17 protein-coding genes are annotated in these 17,799 nt (G+C 65.4%); 11 read left to right on the top strand and 6 right to left on the bottom strand.

The window, feature by feature from the left end; all coding sequences use genetic code 11:
- Position 1: 1 nt before the first annotated feature.
- From N5D91_RS03360 to ykgO, 3 genes are all read right to left on the bottom strand, one after another.
- Entirely contained in the window at positions 2-1,039 is a 1,038-nt protein-coding gene (locus N5D91_RS03360; protein WP_005413039.1) for an agmatine deiminase family protein, read from the bottom strand.
- 39 nt (positions 1,040-1,078) lie between these two features.
- Positions 1,079-1,408 carry a hypothetical protein gene (locus N5D91_RS03355; RefSeq protein ID WP_005416228.1) on the bottom strand — a complete coding sequence of 110 codons (330 nt, stop codon included), beginning with the start codon at positions 1,406-1,408 and terminating at the stop codon, positions 1,079-1,081.
- 146 nt (positions 1,409-1,554) lie between these two features.
- Complete coding sequence (gene ykgO / locus N5D91_RS03350) at positions 1,555-1,680, bottom strand: type B 50S ribosomal protein L36 (protein ID WP_005409283.1); 126 nt, start codon at positions 1,678-1,680, stop codon at positions 1,555-1,557.
- Between the two features lie 197 nt (positions 1,681-1,877).
- On the opposite strand from ykgO, the gene cmk reads away from it, so the two are divergent.
- The 8 genes from cmk to galU all read left to right on the top strand — a co-directional run bounded on the left by cmk (position 1,878) and on the right by galU (position 10,162).
- The gene (cmk, locus tag N5D91_RS03345; protein ID WP_065199123.1) at positions 1,878-2,555 is read left to right on the top strand and encodes a (d)CMP kinase; all 678 of its coding nucleotides are present in this window, start codon (positions 1,878-1,880) and stop codon (positions 2,553-2,555) included.
- Positions 2,556-2,753: 198 nt separating this feature from the next.
- Positions 2,754-4,439 (top strand): 30S ribosomal protein S1, encoded by a 1,686-nt coding sequence (gene rpsA / locus N5D91_RS03340; RefSeq protein WP_049447857.1) that lies wholly within the window; start codon positions 2,754-2,756, stop codon positions 4,437-4,439.
- A gap of 87 nt (positions 4,440-4,526) precedes the next feature.
- A complete protein-coding gene (locus N5D91_RS03335) occupies positions 4,527-4,832 on the top strand; it encodes an integration host factor subunit beta (protein WP_005409286.1) in 306 nt (101 codons plus the stop codon).
- A 75-nt stretch (positions 4,833-4,907) separates the two neighbouring features.
- The gene (locus N5D91_RS03330) at positions 4,908-5,192 is read left to right on the top strand and encodes a lipopolysaccharide assembly protein LapA domain-containing protein (protein ID WP_049447858.1); all 285 of its coding nucleotides are present in this window, start codon (positions 4,908-4,910) and stop codon (positions 5,190-5,192) included.
- Positions 5,193-5,198: 6 nt separating this feature from the next.
- The gene (lapB, locus tag N5D91_RS03325; protein ID WP_110712023.1) at positions 5,199-6,377 is read left to right on the top strand and encodes a lipopolysaccharide assembly protein LapB; all 1,179 of its coding nucleotides are present in this window, start codon (positions 5,199-5,201) and stop codon (positions 6,375-6,377) included.
- A 3-nt stretch (positions 6,378-6,380) separates the two neighbouring features.
- Positions 6,381-7,370 carry a glycosyltransferase family 4 protein gene (locus N5D91_RS03320; RefSeq protein WP_180855392.1) on the top strand — a complete coding sequence of 330 codons (990 nt, stop codon included), beginning with the start codon at positions 6,381-6,383 and terminating at the stop codon, positions 7,368-7,370.
- A 3-nt stretch (positions 7,371-7,373) separates the two neighbouring features.
- Positions 7,374-9,287, top strand: coding sequence for a nucleoside-diphosphate sugar epimerase/dehydratase (locus tag N5D91_RS03315; RefSeq protein ID WP_110712025.1), 1,914 nt, complete (start codon positions 7,374-7,376; stop codon positions 9,285-9,287).
- Entirely contained in the window at positions 9,284-10,162 is an 879-nt protein-coding gene (gene galU / locus N5D91_RS03310) for a UTP--glucose-1-phosphate uridylyltransferase GalU (protein WP_110712026.1), read from the top strand. Before N5D91_RS03315 ends, galU begins: the two co-directional genes overlap by 4 nt.
- A gap of 478 nt (positions 10,163-10,640) precedes the next feature.
- Here the strand turns inward: galU and N5D91_RS03305 are convergent, their stop codons facing one another.
- The 3 genes from N5D91_RS03305 to N5D91_RS03295 all read right to left on the bottom strand — a co-directional run bounded on the left by N5D91_RS03305 (position 10,641) and on the right by N5D91_RS03295 (position 15,014).
- A complete protein-coding gene (locus N5D91_RS03305; RefSeq protein ID WP_005409292.1) occupies positions 10,641-11,849 on the bottom strand; it encodes an acetyl-CoA C-acyltransferase in 1,209 nt (402 codons plus the stop codon).
- 99 nt (positions 11,850-11,948) lie between these two features.
- Positions 11,949-14,321 carry a 3-hydroxyacyl-CoA dehydrogenase/enoyl-CoA hydratase family protein gene (locus tag N5D91_RS03300; RefSeq protein WP_049440713.1) on the bottom strand — a complete coding sequence of 791 codons (2,373 nt, stop codon included), beginning with the start codon at positions 14,319-14,321 and terminating at the stop codon, positions 11,949-11,951.
- A 39-nt stretch (positions 14,322-14,360) separates the two neighbouring features.
- Positions 14,361-15,014 (bottom strand): TetR family transcriptional regulator, encoded by a 654-nt coding sequence (locus N5D91_RS03295; protein WP_180855393.1) that lies wholly within the window; start codon positions 15,012-15,014, stop codon positions 14,361-14,363.
- Positions 15,015-15,381: 367 nt separating this feature from the next.
- Here N5D91_RS03295 and ndk point away from each other — a divergent pair, with 367 nt between their 5' ends.
- The 3 genes from ndk to pilW are packed head-to-tail and all read left to right on the top strand — an operon-like array spanning position 15,382 to position 17,795.
- The gene (gene ndk / locus N5D91_RS03290) at positions 15,382-15,807 is read left to right on the top strand and encodes a nucleoside-diphosphate kinase (RefSeq protein WP_008265389.1); all 426 of its coding nucleotides are present in this window, start codon (positions 15,382-15,384) and stop codon (positions 15,805-15,807) included.
- 10 nt (positions 15,808-15,817) lie between these two features.
- A complete protein-coding gene (gene rlmN / locus N5D91_RS03285) occupies positions 15,818-17,023 on the top strand; it encodes a 23S rRNA (adenine(2503)-C(2))-methyltransferase RlmN (protein ID WP_110712028.1) in 1,206 nt (401 codons plus the stop codon).
- Positions 17,010-17,795 (top strand): type IV pilus biogenesis/stability protein PilW, encoded by a 786-nt coding sequence (pilW, locus tag N5D91_RS03280; protein WP_180855394.1) that lies wholly within the window; start codon positions 17,010-17,012, stop codon positions 17,793-17,795. Before rlmN ends, pilW begins: the two co-directional genes overlap by 14 nt.
- The last annotated feature ends 4 nt before the right edge of the window (positions 17,796-17,799 follow it).

Here is a 17,799-nt window from a genome sequence, read left to right as displayed (position 1 = left end):
CTCAGGCCTTCAACAACCCTTCCGGCAGCTGCATGGTGATGCAGTGCAGGCTGCCGTTCTGCCAGATCAGCGAGCGGCAGGGCACCTGCACGATCTCGCGGCCCGGGTGCGCCTGGGCCAGCACATCGCGGGCCAGGTCGTCGGCCGGGTCGCCATAGGCCGGCATCAACACCGCACCATTGACGATCAGGTAGTTGGCGTACGACGCAGCGAGGCGGCGGCCTTCGTCGATCACCGGCTGTGCCCACGGCAGCGGGAACAGACGGTACGGCTGCCCATCCTTGGTGCGCAGTGCGGCCAGCTCGTTGCCCATCGCCTGCAGTTCGGCGTAGTGCGAGTCGCTCTCGTCGTCACAGGCCTGGTAGACGATGCTGTCGGCCGAGGCGAAGCGGGCGAGGGTGTCGATGTGCGCGTCGGTGTCGTCGCCCTCCAGGTAGCCGTGGTCCAGCCACAGCACGCGGTCCTGCTGCAGCCAGTCGGCCAGGTCGGCGCTCAGGCTGGCGCGGTCGCGGTCCGGGTGGCGCTCGTGCAGGCACTTCCAGGTGGTCAGCAGGGTGCCTTCGCCGTCGGTCTCGATGCCGCCGCCTTCCAGCGCGAACGGGATGCTGCGCACCGGCGCGTCGTTGAACACGCCGGCCTGGTCCAGTACGCCCACCAGCTGGTCATCCAGGGTGGCATCGAACTTGCCGCCCCAGCCGGTGAAGCGGAAATCCAGCAGCTGGAAACCGCCGTCGGCGCGGCGCAGGGTGATCGGGCCGGAGTCGCGCAGCCAGGTATCGTCGTAGGCCGCCGTGGTGAAGTGGACCTTGTCCATGTCGATGCGGTTGGAGCGCAGCCGCATCTCGGCATAGGTCTCCACATCGTCGTCGGCCACGCAGATCAGCACCGGCTGGAAGCGGGTGATGGCCGCGACCAGGGCGATGTAGGTCTCTTCCACCTGGCCCAGGCGGTCGGCCCAGTCGGTGTCGGCGGTGGGCCAGGCAATCAGGACGCCGCTCTGGGCTTCCCACTCGGCAGGAAAACGAAGGGTCTGGTTCATGGTCTCGCTACACAGGCCCGCCCACGGCGGGTAAAGGGATCAACGGATCGGCGGTTTCGGGCCGATTTCGTTCGGGTCCGCCTGGTTGGCCACCACGTCGATCACCTTCTGCTTCTCGAAGTAGACGGTGAACTGCGGGTACACCCAGCGGTTGATGGTCGGCCATTGCCGCTTCTGCCCGCCACGCGGCTGCAGCTGTTCGCTCGGCGCGCCGAACTGCGCCTGCACCTGCTGCATGCTCTGGCCGCGCACGGGCAGGGCACCGGCCGGCTTCTCGCGGGCACGGTCGACAAGCAGGGTATCGGCCAACGCCGGCGTGGCGGCGGCCAGGGTGGCCATCACGGCCAGGGCGGACAGGTAACGCTTCATCTCGATCTACTCCCCAGTGGTCAAGAAAGGCGATTACAGCAAAAACGGCAGGAAAAAGCCGCATAAACAAAAAACCGCCCGAAGGCGGTTTCTTGCATCGGGTCGGCCCCGCGTAGGGCCAGCCGCAGCCGCGAGGGCTGTTGGGCTTAGCGCTGACGCGCCTTGAAACGCGGGTTCGACTTGCAGATGACGAAGATCTTGCCGCGACGACGGACGACCTTGCAGTCGCGGTGACGGGCCTTCGCCGACTTCAGGGAGGACAGGACTTTCATGGCATACCTCGGCGTAAACAGTAGTTGTTCGGGTGGAGCGTGGCCGCGATATGCGAAAGACAATCGGCAGTTGACGCTCGTTCAAGCCCGCCATTCTACCGGGCTTTTCCTCGTGGTTTCAAGTGGTTGCACAAAAGATCCCGCTGGGGGCGTCTGGCAGGGGCTAGAATGACCCCTTCACACGCTCTGGGACCCCCATGAATCCACTCGCTCCCGTCCTGACCATCGACGGCCCATCCGGGGCCGGCAAGGGTACCATCAGCCGCATCGTCGCGCGCCGGATGGGCTGGCATTACCTGGATTCGGGCGCGCTGTACCGGGCGGTGGGCGTGGCCGCGAGCTGGGCCGACATCGATACCTCGGATGCCTCGGCGCTGGTCCGCTGCACCTTTGATACCCACGTTCAGTTTGTCGAGCAGGGCGAGGCCATGCGGGTCATGGTCAACGGCACCGACGCCACCGACGAGCTGCGCCTGGAGACCACCGGCGCGCTGGCCTCGGCCATTGCCGCCATCCCGGAGGTCCGGGCTGCCCTGAAGGAGCGCCAGCGCGCATTCAGGGAGCTGCCGGGCCTGGTCGCCGACGGCCGCGACATGGGCACGGTGATCTTCCCGGACGCCCCCTACAAGGTCTTCCTGACCGCCAGTGCCGAGGAGCGCGCCGAGCGCCGGCATAAGCAGTTGAAAGACAAGGGGGTTTCTGTTAACTTTGATGACCTCCTGCGCGAGATCATGGCCCGCGACGCCCGTGATGCTCAGCGTACCGTGGCGCCACTGAAGCCGGCAGACGATGCTGTCCTCATCGACACCACAGGCATCGGCATCGCAGATGTCGTTGCCAGAGTGATGGATCTGCTTCCGGTTCCGGCTGCCTGATCCGTTCGCGCGGGAGCACTGCCAGCAGCATCGGCGGTGGTCGCGCATAGCAGTGCTGTACCAGCTCCGTCGCGCAATGATGCGTGGCGGTTTTCCTACTACACACGACCTGCATTTCCGGGGTCGACCAACAGGCGGGCGGTCGCCATTCCCCTGAAGGGGACGCCACCGACCCATGTGTCCAACAGAGTAAATCTAATGACCGAATCATTTGCCGAACTGTTTGAAGCCAGCCAGGCCAACCTGGCCAAGCTGAAGCCGGGCGCCATCGTCAGCGGTACCGTTGTTGAAGTCCGCGGCGACGTCGTGGTGATCAACGCTGGCCTGAAGTCCGAAGGCATCGTGCCGATCGAACAGTTCCGTAACGACGCTGGCGAAATCGACGTCGCCGAAGGCGACATCGTCAAGGTCGCCCTCGACTCGATCGAGAACGGCTTCGGCGAAACCGTCCTGTCGCGCGAGAAGGCCAAGCGCGCGATGGTGTGGGACGAGCTGGAAGAAGCGTTGGAAAAGAACGAAACCATCACCGGCCGCATCAGCGGCAAGGTCAAGGGTGGTTTCACCGTGGACATCAAGGATGTCCGCGCCTTCCTGCCGGGTTCCCTGGTCGATGTGCGCCCGGTGCGCGATCCGGCCTACCTGGAAGGCAAGGAACTCGAGTTCAAGCTCATCAAGCTGGACCGCAAGCGTAACAACGTCGTGGTCTCGCGCCGCGCTGTCGTCGAAAGCGAGCACTCGGAAGAGCGCGAGCAGCTGATGGACAAGCTGCAGGAAGGCGCGATCCTGAAGGGTGTCGTCAAGAACCTGACCGATTACGGCGCGTTCGTGGACCTGGGCGGTATCGACGGCCTGCTGCACATCACCGACATGGCGTGGAAGCGCGTGCGTCACCCGTCGGAAGTCGTGAACGTCGGCGACGAGCTGGACGTCCGCGTGCTGAAGTTCGACCGCGAGCGCAACCGCGTTTCGCTGGGCCTGAAGCAGCTGGGCGAGGATCCGTGGGACAACATCGGCCGTCGTTACCCGGCCAACAGCCGCGTCTTCGGCAAGGTCTCCAACGTCACCGATTACGGTGCGTTCGTTGAGATCGAGCCGGGCGTCGAAGGCCTGGTGCACGTCTCCGAGATGGATTGGACCAACAAGAACGTCAACCCGTCCAAGGTTGTGCAGGTTGGTGATGAAGTCGAAGTGATGGTGCTGGACGTCGATGAAGAGCGTCGCCGCATCTCGCTGGGCATGAAGCAGGTTGCCGCCAATCCGTGGGAAACCTTCGCTGCCACCCACAAGAAGGGTGACAAGGTGTCGGGCCAGATCAAGTCGATCACCGACTTCGGCATCTTCATCGGCCTGGACGGCGGCATCGACGGCCTGGTTCACCTGTCCGACATCAGCTGGGCCACCACCGGCGAAGACGTCGTTCGCAACTTCAAGAAGGGCGATACCCTGGACGCCGTCGTCCTGGCCGTCGACCCGGAGCGCGAGCGCATCTCCCTGGGCGTGAAGCAGCTGGAGCAGGATCCGTTCGGCCAGTACATGGCTGCCAATCCGAAGGGCTCCAAGGTCGAAGGCGTGGTGAAGGAAGTCGACGCCAAGGGCGCCGTGATCGAACTGGCCGACGGCATCGAAGGCTACGTGTCGGCTCGCGACATCGCCAACGAGCGCGTTGACGACGCTACCCAGCACCTGAAGGTCGGCGACAAGGTCGAAGCCAAGTTCGTGGGCATGGACCGCAAGGGCCGCACCCTGCAGCTGTCGATCAAGGCCAAGGACGACGCGGAAATGCGCGAAGTGCTGGAGGAATACCAGTCCTCTTCGGCTTCCAGCGGCACCACCCAGCTGGGCGCGCTGCTGCGTGCACAGCTGAACGGCAACAAGTCCGAGTAATCGGCCTTACGCTGTTCGTTGTTTCCTGGACGGCCCGGGCATTGCCCGGGCCGTTTCAGGCTGAGATGCCCCTGATGTGAGCCGGTAATGACCAAATCCGAACTGATCGAAATCCTTGCGCGCCGCCAGGCGCACCTGAAGGCCGATGATGTCGATCTGGCGGTGAAGTCGTTGCTGGAAATGATGGGCGGCTCGCTGTCCGCCGGGGATCGCATCGAAATCCGTGGTTTTGGCAGCTTCTCGCTGCACTATCGTCCGCCGCGCCTGGGTCGCAACCCCAAGACCGGCGAATCGGTTGCCCTGCCGGGCAAGCATGTCCCCCATTTCAAGCCGGGCAAGGAACTGCGCGAGCGGGTCAGCAGTGTGCTGCCGCTGGATGCTGATCCGGCCTGAGCCCCGTCGCGCCACCGCGTGCGAATCCAGCCGCGAGTCGGATAAGCTACGGACTCCTGCCACTGGAGCTGTCGCATGAAGGTTTTTCGTCTGCTGGTCCTGCTGGCGGTCCTGATCCTTGGGCTGATCATTGGTGCGGTCAACATGACCGCGATGTCGATCAACCTGCTGTTTACCCAATTGAACACGTCCGTCGGTGTGGCGCTGATTGCTGCCCTGCTGATCGGTGTCGTGGTCGGTGCTGGCCTGGTGCTGGTGAGCGTGGTCATTCCGCTTTACAGCCAGTTGCGCCGCGCCAACAAGTCCGTGGCGGCCACGCCGGCCGCGGGTGTTTCCCCCCAATCTTTTGATGGACGTTGATCGAAGATGGATTTCGTCACCGAGTGGTTCTGGTTCTTCCTGTTCGTTCCGTTGGCCGCACTGGCCGGGTGGGTGATCGGGCGACGCGGCGGTCAACGTCACGGTGACAACCAGGTCAGCCGCCTGTCCAGCACCTACTTCCGCGGTCTGAACTACCTGCTCAACGAGCAGCCGGACAAGGCCATCGAGCTGTTCCTGCACATCGCCGAGCTGGACAAGGAAACCTTCGAAACCCAGGTCGCGCTGGGCCACCTGTTCCGCCGTCGTGGTGAAGTGGATCGCGCCATCCGCCTGCATCAGGGCCTGGTCAACCGCCATGACCTGAGCGATGCGCAGCGCGTGCAGGCTCTGCTGGCGCTGGGCGAGGACTACATGAAGTCCGGCCTGCTGGACCGTGCCGAGACCGTGTTCACCGAGCTGGCGCAGCTGGACCAGCGTGCTCCGCAGGCGCTGAAGCATCTGATCGGCATCTACCAGGCCGAGCGTGACTGGGAAAAGGCGATTGACAACGCCACCCGTTTCGAAGAGGTGACCGGCGAGCCGATGGGCAAGCTGATCGGGCAGTTCGAATGCGAGCTGGCCGAGCGTTTCCGCGGTGCCGGCAAGCTGGAAGAGGCGAGGGCGGCGATCGCCCGTGCCTACCAGGCCGACGCCATGTCGGTACGCGCGGGCATCATCGAAGGGCGCCTGGAGACGGATGCGGGCAACGCCGAAGCCGCGGTGCGTGCGTTCGAGCGCGCCGCGCGCAACGACCCCGAGTACCTGCCGGAGCTGCTGCCGGCGTTGATGCAGAACTATCGCAAGGTGGGTGATCTGGGGGGCGCGCGGGCATTCCTGTCGGAGATGACCGAGCACTACCGTGGCATTGCGCCGGTGCTGGCCTTGACCCGCCTGATGGAAGAGCAGGAGGGCGTGGCCCCGGCCCGTGCCTACCTCGGTCGCCAGCTCAAGGATCGTCCGTCGGTGCGTGGCGAGTCCGCGCTGATCGACCTGACGCTGGCCGAGGGCGCCGATTCCACTGCCACCCTGCACGACCTCAAGCACATCACCGACCAGCTGCTGGTGCGCAATCCCGCTTACCGCTGCACCCGCTGTGGTTTCGGTGCGCGCACCCATCACTGGCAGTGCCCGAGCTGCAAGGAGTGGGGCACGGTCAAGCCGCTGCTGAACTACGCGGTGCTCTGATCCATGCCGTGGCTCGTGATGGGCGCGCTGCTGGGGCTGGCCCTGCTGAGTGCGGCGCTGACGTGGGCCGCGCGCGGCTATGCGCTGCGCCAGCAGCTGATGGACCAGCCGGGCGAACGTCGCAGCCATAGCGTGGCGACCCCGCGCGGCGGCGGCATCGCCATTGTCATCAGTCTCCTGGTCACTGCAGGCGTGGCAATGTGGATCTGGCCCGAATCGGCGCCGAGCCTGCTGGTTGCCAGTCTGGGGCTGGTGCTGGTGGCGGGCATCGGCTGGTGGGACGACCACAGGCCGCTGCCGGCCATGCGCCGCCTGCTGGTGCACTTCATCGCTGCCGCCCTGCTGGCCGCATTGGTCAAGCTGCATGGCGGCAGCTGGCTGCTGGCCGCTCTGGTGCTGCTGTTCACCGCTTCGCTGATCAACATCTGGAACTTCATGGATGGGATCAACGGCATTGCCGCCAGCCAGGCCATCGTGGTGGCGCTGGGCCTGGCGCCGGTGCTGCCCTGGCCGTATTCGCTCGCGGCTGTGGCCCTGGGGCTGGCCTGCCTGGGCTTCCTGCCGTTCAACTTCCCGCGGGCGCGGATCTTCATGGGCGATGTCGGAAGTGGCGCGTTGGGCTACGCGGTGGCGGCAGTACTCGCACTGGCCAGCGTGCAGACCGACATCCACTGGATCCTGCTGCTGGTGCCGGCCTCGGCATTCCTCGTGGACGCGGGCTTCACGTTGCTGGCGCGCATCATTTCCGGACAACGCTGGATGGAACCCCATACCCAGCATGTCTACCAGCGGGCGGTGCAGGCAGGAGCCAGTCATGCCCAGGTCACAGGGATGTACTTTGCTTTGGGCCTGTTCAGTATTACAGTGCTTAATGTCTGCTCCAATTTGCAGCCGAGGTGGGAGGCTGTCGTGGCGATCGCGTGGTTCAGTGCGCTGAGCGCCCTCTGGCTCTTCCTGCGCAATGGATTGCGTCACCGACAAGGAACTACCTGACTTATGGCTTCACCCTGGCGGGACAGAATTCTCGGCGTGATGCCGCGTTCGGCGATCGTCTGCCACGACCTGTTCATGGTCTGGGCATGCTGGCAGCTGCTCCACGCGGGGCGGTACTCGATCCTCCCCAATGCGCCCGAGCTTCCCCTCTGGAATGTCGATACCACCCTGGTGCTGCTGCTGCAGGGGCTGGTGTTCTGGCGTGTCGGCCTCTATCGCGGCCTGTGGCGGTTTGCCAGCGTCAGCGACCTGCTGAACATCTTCAAGGCCAGCTTCATCGGCATGGTCGCCATCGTGCTGGTGCTGATGTGGAAGCGCTTCGATGGCGTGCCGATGTCGGTGCTGGTGATCTACCCGTTTGCGCTGTCGGCGCTGCTGGGCGCGCCGCGGCTGCTCTACCGGGCCTGGAAGGATTACCAGTCGCTGCAATCGGATTCGTCCGCACGGCGGGTGCTGATCCTGGGGGCCGGCCAGGCGGCCGAAACCCTGGTCCGTGACCTGCGCCGCTCCGGCAACTTCGAACCGGTCGGCCTGCTGGATGACGCACCGCACCTGCGCGGAGCCAAGCTGCAGGGACTGCCGATCCTCGGCACCCTGGACGATGCGCCGACGGTGGTGCGCGAGACCGCAGCCAAGCTGCTGGTGATCGCCATTCCTTCGCTGGACGCCGCCGGCATGCAGCGGATCGTTGCCATCTGCGAGAGTACGGGCGTGCCGTTCCGCACCGTGCCCAAGCTCAGCGACATCCTGCAGGGCCAGTCGCTGCCGGGGCAGCTGAAGGAAGTGGCGATCGAGGATCTGCTTGGCCGCAAGCCGATCATGCCGGACTGGAACCTGATCCGTGGCTGGCTGGGCGGGCGTACCGTGATGGTCACCGGTGCCGGCGGTTCGATCGGCTCCGAGCTCTGCCGCCAGTGCGCGCGTCACGGTGCCGGCCGCATCATCCTGCTGGAGATCAGCGAACTGCTGCTGCTGACCATCGAAGGCGAGCTGCGGCGCAGCTTCCCCGATGTCGAGATCGAAGCAGTGCTGGGTGACTGCGGTGACCCGGCGGTGATCCGCCACGCCCTGTCGCTGCACCCGGTCGACACCGCCTTCCATGCGGCTGCCTACAAGCACGTGCCGGTGCTGGAGCGCCAGCTGCGCGAAGCGGTGCGCAACAACATCCTGGCCACCGAGAACGTGGCCCGTGCCTGCCTCGAGGCCCGCGTTGAGCACTTCGTGTTCATCTCCACCGACAAGGCGGTCGATCCGGTCAATGCACTGGGTGCGAGCAAACGCTACGCGGAGATGATCTGCCAGAGCCTGGACCAGAAATCCACGCACACCCGTTTCGTCACCGTGCGCTTCGGCAACGTGCTGGCCTCGGCCGGCAGCGTGGTGCCGCTGTTCCGCGAACAGATCCTGCGCGGCGGGCCGGTGACCGTGACCGATCCGGAAGTCAGCCGTTACTTCATGACCATTCCGGAGGCCTGCCAGTTGATCCTGCAGGCTGCCGCGTCCGCGTCGCACGGCGCCATCTATACCCTCGACATGGGCGAGCCGGTACCGATCCGGGTGCTGGCCGAGCAGATGATCCGTCTGGCCGGCAAGCAGCCGTACAAGGACATCCCGATCATCTATACCGGCCTGCGTCCGGGCGAGAAGCTGCACGAGACGCTGTTCTATTCGGACGAGGACTATCGTTCGACGGCACACCCGAAGATTCTCGAGGCAGGGGTGCGCACGTTCGCGCGCGACCTGGTGCTGGGCAATGTCCCGCGCCTGCGCGATGCCGTCGCCGGTTACGACGTGACCACCATCCAGGAAATCCTGTTCGCGACGATGCCGGAGTTCTCTCCGATCGAACAGGATGCTTACATTTCATCCGCTAAAGTCGTGCCTTTTCCGGCACGTGAGGCCAGCAGGCACCAATGAGCAAGCGAATTCGCAAGGCGGTTTTCCCCGTCGCAGGACTGGGGACGCGGTTTTTGCCAGCAACCAAGACGGTTCCGAAGGAGATGCTGCCGATCATTGATCGACCGCTGATCCAGTACGCCGTGGATGAAGCGATCGAAGCGGGCTGCGACACGCTGGTGTTCATCACCAACCGCTACAAGCACGCGGTCGCTGACTATTTCGACAAAGCCTACGAACTGGAGCAGAAGCTCGAGCGTGCCGGCAAGCAGGAGCAGCTGGAGCTGATCCGCCACGTGCTGCCCAATGGCGTGCGCGCGGTTTTCGTAACCCAGGCCGAAGCGCTGGGCCTGGGCCATGCAGTGCTGTGTGCCAAGGCCGTGATTGGCGACGAGCCGTTCGCGGTGTTGTTGCCGGATGACCTGATCTGGAACCGTGGTGCCGGTGCGCTGAAGCAGATGGCTGACCTCAACGAGGCCAGTGGTGCCAGCGTGATCGCCGTTGAAGACGTGCCGCACGACAAGACTGCCAGCTACGGCATCGTTGCCACTGATGCGTTCGACGGCCGCAAGGGCCGCATTTCGCAGATCGTGGAGAAGCCGAAGCCGGAGGACGCGCCGAGCGACCTGGCGGTGGTTGGCCGTTATGTGCTGAGCCCGAAGATTTTCGAGCTGCTGGAGCAGACTGGCAGTGGTGCCGGTGGCGAGATCCAGCTGACCGATGCGATCGCGCAGCTGCTGAAGACCGAAGAGGTCGATGCCTACCGCTTCGAGGGCACCCGCTTCGACTGCGGTACGCATCTGGGGCTGGTGGAGGCGACGATCCGTTTCGCGCTGGACAACCCGAAGCTGGCCGGCCCGGCGCGGGAGAAACTGACGGCGATGTTGGCGGAATAAGGTTTATCAAGCGCTCCGTGCTGCGCCTTGATTGATACGTGGGGGAGGGGGCGGATGGCCCTCTCCAAAACACGCCAAAGCCCTTCCATGGTGCTCGATGGCGCCATCCATGGCGCCAACGGTTTTGGAGAGGGCCATCCGCCCCCTCTCGACAGTTTCCGTGCGGCGCGGACGGGAAGGGCGGAATCAAAGGCAGAAGCACAAGCAAAAAAGGCAGCCGATGGCTGCCTTTTTTGCTTGTTGGGGTCAGATCCCTTTGCGCCGCAAAGGGCTCTGACCCCAGCCTTTGCCCCTGCCTTTGCTCATCCCTCCGCCGCGTGGAATGTTGGCTGGCGCGGGTGGGTGAGGCTGACCGGGACTGTCAGCGGCATGGATGCCGCTGCCAAGCCCCCAGGGACGGGTTTACGGCGTGTCCCGGGCAGTCTCACCCGCCCGGGCCCCACAGCCAACCAGCAATCAGCCGGCAACGCTTTGAACCTTACAGCGCCTCGAAAATACCCGCCGCGCCCATGCCGGTGCCGATGCACATCGTCACCATGCCGTACTTCTGCTGGCGACGACGCAGGCCGTGCAGCAGGGTCGCGGTACGGATCGCGCCGGTCGCACCCAGCGGGTGGCCCAGGGCAATCGCGCCACCCAGCGGGTTGACCTTGCTCGGGTCCAGGCCGCAATCGCGGATCACCGCCAGCGACTGCGCGGCAAACGCTTCGTTCAGTTCAATCCAGTCCAGCTGGTCCTGGGTCAGGCCCGCCTGCTTCAGCGCCTTCGGAATCGCAGCGATCGGGCCGATGCCCATCACTTCCGGGCGCACGCCGGCCACCGAGAAGCTGACGAAACGGGCCAGCGGGGTCAGGCCGTAGTCCTTGATCGCCTGTTCCGAGGCCAGCAGCACGGCACCGGCGCCGTCGCTCATCTGCGACGAGTTGCCAGCGGTGACGGTGCCGCCGAACTGGCCGTTGCGGAACACCGGGCGCAGCTTGGCCAGGCCTTCAGCCGAGGAATCCGGGCGCGGGCCTTCGTCGGTGTCGGCGATCTTGTTGCGGGTGATGATGCGCTGGCCATCGGCCAGGTCCGGCAGGTGCGAGACGATCTCGTACGGGCTGATCTCGTCCTTGAACTCGCCGTTCTGGATCGCGGCCATGGCCTTCTGGTGCGAGGCCAGGGCGAAGGCATCCTGGTCTTCGCGCGAGACCTTCCACTCTTCGGCCACCTTCTCGGCGGTGATGCCCATGCCGTAGGCGATGGCGACGTGGTCGTTGTCGAACACGCTCGGCGCCATCGCGATCTTGTTGCCCATCATCGGCACCATCGACATCGACTCGGTGCCGCCAGCCAGCATCAGGTCGGCGTTGCCCAGGCGGATCGCGTCGGCGGCCTGCGCCACGGCCTGCAGGCCGGAGGAGCAGAAGCGGTTCACGGTCTGTGCGGCGATGGTGTTGGGCAGGCCGGCCAGCAGCACGCCGATGCGCGCCACGTTCATGCCCTGCTCGGCTTCCGGCATGGCGCAGCCGATGATCGCGTCATCGATGCGGTTGACGTCCACGCCCGGGGCCTGGGCGACGACGCTGCGCAGCACGTGCGCAAGCATGTCGTCGGGGCGGGTGTTGCGGAACATGCCCTTGGGCGCCTTGCCGACCGGGGTACGGGTGGCGGCGACGATGTAGGCGTCCTGGATTTGCTTGGTCATTGCAGTGATCTCTCGAATTGGTTTTGCCGGTGTGCCCACCAAGGTGGGCACCTACCAGAGGCAGAGGGATGCCGGCCAGGGGCCGGCACCCGCCATCAATCAGTTACGCAGCGGCTTGCCGGTCTTCAGCATGTGCGCGATGCGGGCCTGGGTCTTTTCCTGCTGGGCCAGTTCGACGAAGTGCTTGCGCTCCAGGGTCAGCAGCCACTCTTCGTCGACCAGGGTGCCGCGGTCGACCTTGCCGCCGCACAGCACGGTGGCGATGCGCTCGGCGATCTCGTAGTCGTACGGGCTGATGAAACGGCCTTCCAGCATGTTGACCAGCATCATCTTGAAGGTCGCGATACCCACGTCGCCGGCCACCTGGATGCGGCGTGCCGGCAGCGGCGGACGATAGCCCGCTTCGGCCAGGGCGCGCGCTTCGGCCTTGGCGATGTGCAGGGCCTCGTAGCTGTTGAACACCACCTTGTCGGTGCTGCGCAGCAGGCCCAGTTCCTTGGCGTTGACCGCCGAGTTGGACACCTTGGCCATCGCCACGGTTTCGAAGGTCTTCTTCAGTTCGGCGAACACGTCACCGCCCGGACCGGCGGCCTGCGAGGCGCGCACGGCCAGTTCCTTCAGGCCACCACCGGCCGGCAGCAGGCCGACGCCGGCCTCGACCAGGCCGATGTAGCTTTCCAGGAAGGCCACGGTCTTGGCGCTGTGCATCTGGAATTCGCAGCCACCACCCAGGGCCAGGCCGCGCACCGCAGCCACCACCGGCACCAGCGAGTACTTGATGCGCTGGCTGGTGCGCTGGAAGTTGGCGACCATTTCCTCGAACTGGTCGACCTTGCCGGCCTGCAGCAGGCCCAGCGCGCCGGCCAGGTCGGCACCGGCGGAGAAGGGTTCCTTCTGCTGCCAGATCACCAGGCCCTGGAAGTCCTTCTCGGCGCGGCTGACACATTCCTGCAGGCCGTCCAGCACCTGGTCGGACACGGTGTTCATCTTGGTCTTGAAGCTGACCACGGCGATGCCATCACCGTCGTGCCACATGCGCAGGCCGTCGTTCTCGAACACGGTCTCGCCCGGCGCGAACGTCTCGCCCAGCAGCGGATCCGGGAAACGCTGGCGCTGGTACACCGGCAGCGACGAGCGCGGCAGCTTGGCGTTGCGCGACGGGCTGTAGCTGCCTTCGGCGGCATGCACGCCATCGCGGCCATCGAACACCCAGTCCGGCAGCGGGGCGTTGCTCATGCTCTTGCCGGCGACGATGTCATCGGCGATCCACTGCGCAACCTGCTTCCAGCCGGCGGCCTGCCAGGTTTCGAACGGGCCCAGCGACCAGCCGTAGCCCCAGCGGATGGCCAGGTCGACGTCGCGCGCGGTCTCGGCGATGTCGGCCAGGTGGTAGGCGCTGTAGTGGAACAGGTCGCGGAAGGTCGCCCACAGGAACTGCGCCTGCGGGTGCTGGCTCTCGCGCAGCTTGGCGAACTTCTCGGCCGGGTTCCTGATCTTCAGGATCTCGACCACTTCCGGGGCGGCGGCGCGGTCAGCCGGACGGTAGTCCTGCTTCTCCAGGTCCAGTACCACGATGTCCTTGCCGACCTTGCGGAAGATGCCGGCACCGGTCTTCTGGCCCAGCGCGCCCTTGGAAATCAGCGCGTCCAGCCACTTCGGCGACTTGAAGAATTCATGCCACGGGTCGTTCGGCAGGGTATCGCCCATGGTCTTGATCACGTGCGCCATGGTGTCCAGGCCGACCACGTCGGAGGTGCGGTAGGTGGCCGACTTCGGGCGGCCGACCAGCGGGCCGGTCAGGCCGTCCACTTCATCGAAGCCCAGGCCGAACTGCTGGGTGTGGTGGATGGTGGACAGGATCGAGAACACGCCGATGCGGTTGCCGATGAAGTTCGGGGTGTCCTTGGCGTACACCACGCCCTTGCCCAGGGTGGTGACCAGGAATTCTTCCAGGCCTTCCAGCACGGCGGCATCGGTGGTGGTGGCCGGGATCAGCTCGGCCAGGTGCATGTAGCGCGGGGGGTTGAAGAAGTGCACGCCGCAGAAACGGTGGCGCAGCTGCTCGGGCAGCACGTCGGCCAGCTTGTTGATGCCCAGGCCCGAGGTGTTGGAGGCCAGCACGGCGTGGTCGGCCACGAACGGCGCGATCTTCTTGTACAGGTCCTGCTTCCAGTCCATGCGCTCGGCGATGGCCTCGATGATCAGGTCGCAGTCCTTCAGCTGCTCCAGGCCGGACTCGTAGTTGGCCGGGGTGATGGCTTCGGCCAGCGACTTGCTGGCCAGCGGCGCCGGGCTCAGCTTGCCCAGGTTGGCGATCGCCTTCAGCACGATGCCGTCGGCCGGACCTTCCTTGGCGGGCAGGTCGAACAGCACGGTGTCGACGCCAGCGTTGGTGAGGTGGGCGGCGATCTGGGCACCCATGACGCCGGCACCCAGCACGGCGGCGCGGCGGACTAGCAGGGAATTGGACATGGTGTAGGGCCTTTGTTGGTCAGCAGTTACTGGGTGGAATCAAAGGGAAGCGGGCGGGGCGCTGGCGCGAGCGGCGGCGCGGAACCCGGCTTCGGCGAAATGGATCAGTTCGTGGGCGGCATGGGCACGATGCGCCGCTTCGGTGACACCGGCGGGACGTTTGATCAGCCCGAAGTCGGCCATGGCATAGGTCAGCGAGCCGGCCAGGAAATCCAGGCGCCAGTACAGCTCTTCCTTGCTCAGGTCGGGCACGCACTCGCCGATGGCCTTGCCGAACGCACGCAGCACGTGGCCGTAGTGGTCGGACAGGAACTTGCGCAGGTTGTCGTTCTTCTCGGCGTAGGCGCGGGCGATCACGCGCACGAAGGCGCCGCCGTTCTGGCGGTCCTGGGCCAGTGCCAACGCCGGTTCGACGAAGGCGGCCAGCACCGGGCGCAGTTGCCCGGGGTGTTCGCTGCGGGCGCGCTCGAGCTGCGCCAGGCGCGCGCCGGTCATCTCGTCCATGCGGCGGCGGAACACCTCGTTGACCAGATTCTCCTTGGAGCCGAAGTGGTAGTTGACCGCAGCGATGTTGACGTCGGCCTGGCTGGTCACCTGGCGCAGCGAAGTGCCGGCGAAGCCGTGCTGTGCGAACAGCTCCTCGGCCGCGCCGAGAATGCGGTCCTTGGTCGAGAAGTGGGCGGGTTTGGCCATCGGCGGGCGGACCTTAATCAAACGATTGTTTGATACTAGGACCAGACGGTGGCGTATGGCATTTTGCAGTGCAGCAAAGATGCTTGGCCCGGTCAGATTTCACTCAGGTGGGTGAATGGGGTGGGCGGGGTCGGATCCCCGAACGGGGCTCCGACCCCAGCGGGAGGCTCCGAATGGGGTCAGAACCCCGTTCGGGGATCCGACCCCGGCCGCCACGAGGTTTCCGGCCAGCGGCCGGCACTACCACCCTGCCGCTTTATCTTTTACAATTCGCCTACGTTTATCAGGCTAAGCCCGCGTCCCGACGCGGGTTTTTTTCATGTTACCCTTCGGGCCATCAGCGGCCCGATTCCATTGGAGACATCCCATGGCGCTGGAGCGCACCCTTTCGATCATCAAGCCGGACGCCGTTGCCAAGAACGTCATCGGCGAAATCTACGCCCGCTTCGAGAAGGCCGGCCTGAAGGTCGTGGCCGCCAAGTACAAGCAGCTGTCGCGCCGTGAAGCCGAAGGCTTCTACGCCGTGCACCGCGAGCGTCCGTTCTTCAACGCGCTGGTCGAGTTCATGATCTCCGGCCCGGTGATGATCCAGGCCCTGGAAGGCGAGAACGCCGTCCTGGCCCACCGCGACCTGCTGGGCGCCACCAACCCGAAGGAAGCCGCTGCGGGCACCATCCGCGCCGACTTCGCCGAATCCATCGATGCCAACGCCGCCCACGGCTCGGACTCGGTCGAGAATGCCGCGATTGAAATCGCCTACTTCTTCGCCGCCACCGAAGTCGTCTCGCGCTGAGAGTAATGCCGTGAACGAGGTCGTACAGTCCCCCGCCATCCAGCCGCTGCCAAAGTCGGCACCCACGGCTGGCAAGCAGAACCTGCTCGACCTCGATCGCGCGGGCCTGGAGAAGTTTTTCGTCGACGTCCTCGGCGAAAAGAAGTTCCGTGCCCATCAGGTGATGAAGTGGATCCACCATCGCTACGTCACCGATTTCGATGAAATGACCGACCTCGGCAAGGTCCTGCGCGCCAAGCTGCAGGCCCATGCCGAGGTGCTGGTTCCCAACATCGTGTTCGACAAGCCCTCCGCCGACGGCACCCACAAGTGGCTGCTGGCGATGGGCGTGGATGGCAAGAACGCCATCGAGACCGTGTACATCCCGGACAAGACCCGCGGCACGCTGTGCGTGTCCTCGCAGGTCGGTTGCGGCCTGAACTGCACGTTCTGCTCCACCGCCACCCAGGGCTTCAACCGCAACCTGACCACCGCCGAGATCATCGGCCAGGTGTGGGTTGCCGCACGCCACCTGGGCAACGTGCCGCACCAGATGCGCCGCCTCACCAACGTGGTGATGATGGGCATGGGCGAGCCGCTGATGAATTTCGACAACGTCGTGCGCGCCATGAGCGTGATGCGCGACGATCTGGGCTACGGCCTGGCCAACAAGCGCGTGACCCTGTCGACCTCCGGCCTGGTGCCGCAGATCGACCGCCTGTCTGCCGAAAGCGATGTATCGCTGGCGGTGTCGCTGCACGCACCGAACGATGCGCTGCGCGAGACGCTGGTGCCGCTCAACAAGAAGTATCCGATCGCCGAGCTGATGGCCTCGTGCGCACGCTACCTGCGCGCCAACAAGCGCCGCGAATCGGTCACCTTCGAATACACCCTGATGAAGGGCATCAACGACAAGCCCGAGCATGCCCGCGAATTGGCCCGCCTGATGCGCCAGTTTGACAACGCGGTGCAGGCCAAGGATTCGGGCAAGGTCAACCTGATCCCGTTCAATCCTTTCCCGGGCACCCGCTACGAGCGTTCGGAAGAAGCGCACATCCGTGCCTTCCAGAAGATCCTGCTGGACAGCAATGTGCTGACCATGGTCCGCCGCACCCGTGGCGACGACATCGACGCCGCCTGCGGCCAGCTCAAGGGCCAGGTGATGGACCGCACCCGCCGCCAGGCGGAGTTCAACAAGTCGCTGCAGGCGGGGAAGGGGAGCGATGCCGCGGCCTGACCGCCTCTGGCTGGTCCTGTTCGCAGGCGTGCTGGCCGTTTCGGTCGGCGGCTGCAAATCCCACTCCAAGGCCAAGGTGGGCCCCAGCATGGCGCCGGTGTACTCGGTCCGTGATCCGGACAGCGTACGCCGCCAGGTGCGTTGGCAGGATCTGCTGGCCCTGGCAGCCCGCGACATGCAGGTTGGCAACCTCGACGCCGCCGAGCGCAAGGTCCGCGAGGCGCAGAAGCTGGCCCCGGATGCGCCGGACGGCCTGGTGCTGCTGGCCGGCATCGACGAACGCCGCGGCCGTATCCAGCAGGCCGGCGAGAACTTCCGCAGGGCTGCCGAGCTGGCGCCGCAGCGCGGCGACATCCTCAACAACTACGGTGCCTGGCTGTGCCAGCAGGGCCAACCGGCCGAATCGCTGATCTGGTTCGACCGTGCGCTGCAGGCGCCGGGCTATGCCACGGCGGCCGAAGCACAGGCCAATGCCGGCGGCTGTGCGCTGGACGCGGGCCAGTTCGAGCGTGCCGAGCGCGACCTGCGCGCAGCACTGGCGACACTGCCCGGCAACCCCGTTGCGCTGGAGGCGATGGCCCAGCTGAGCTACCGCCAGGGCCGCTACATGGAGGCCCGGGCCTTCGCCGAACGTAGGATTGCGGCTGCACCCGCAACGCGTTCCGTGTTACAACTTGCGTCTCAAATCGAAGCGCGGCTGGGCGATCGGGCGGCATCTGATCGTTATCTTCAGCGGATTCGACAGGAATTTCCGCAGGAAGCGGGCTCCTAACTCC

The organism is Stenotrophomonas sp. GD03794 (genome assembly GCF_029842145.1).
Taxonomy (GTDB): domain Bacteria; phylum Pseudomonadota; class Gammaproteobacteria; order Xanthomonadales; family Xanthomonadaceae; genus Stenotrophomonas; species Stenotrophomonas riyadhensis.
The sequence above is the reverse complement of the archived record's forward strand: the minus strand, read 5'-3'. Positions and strand labels throughout refer to the sequence as shown.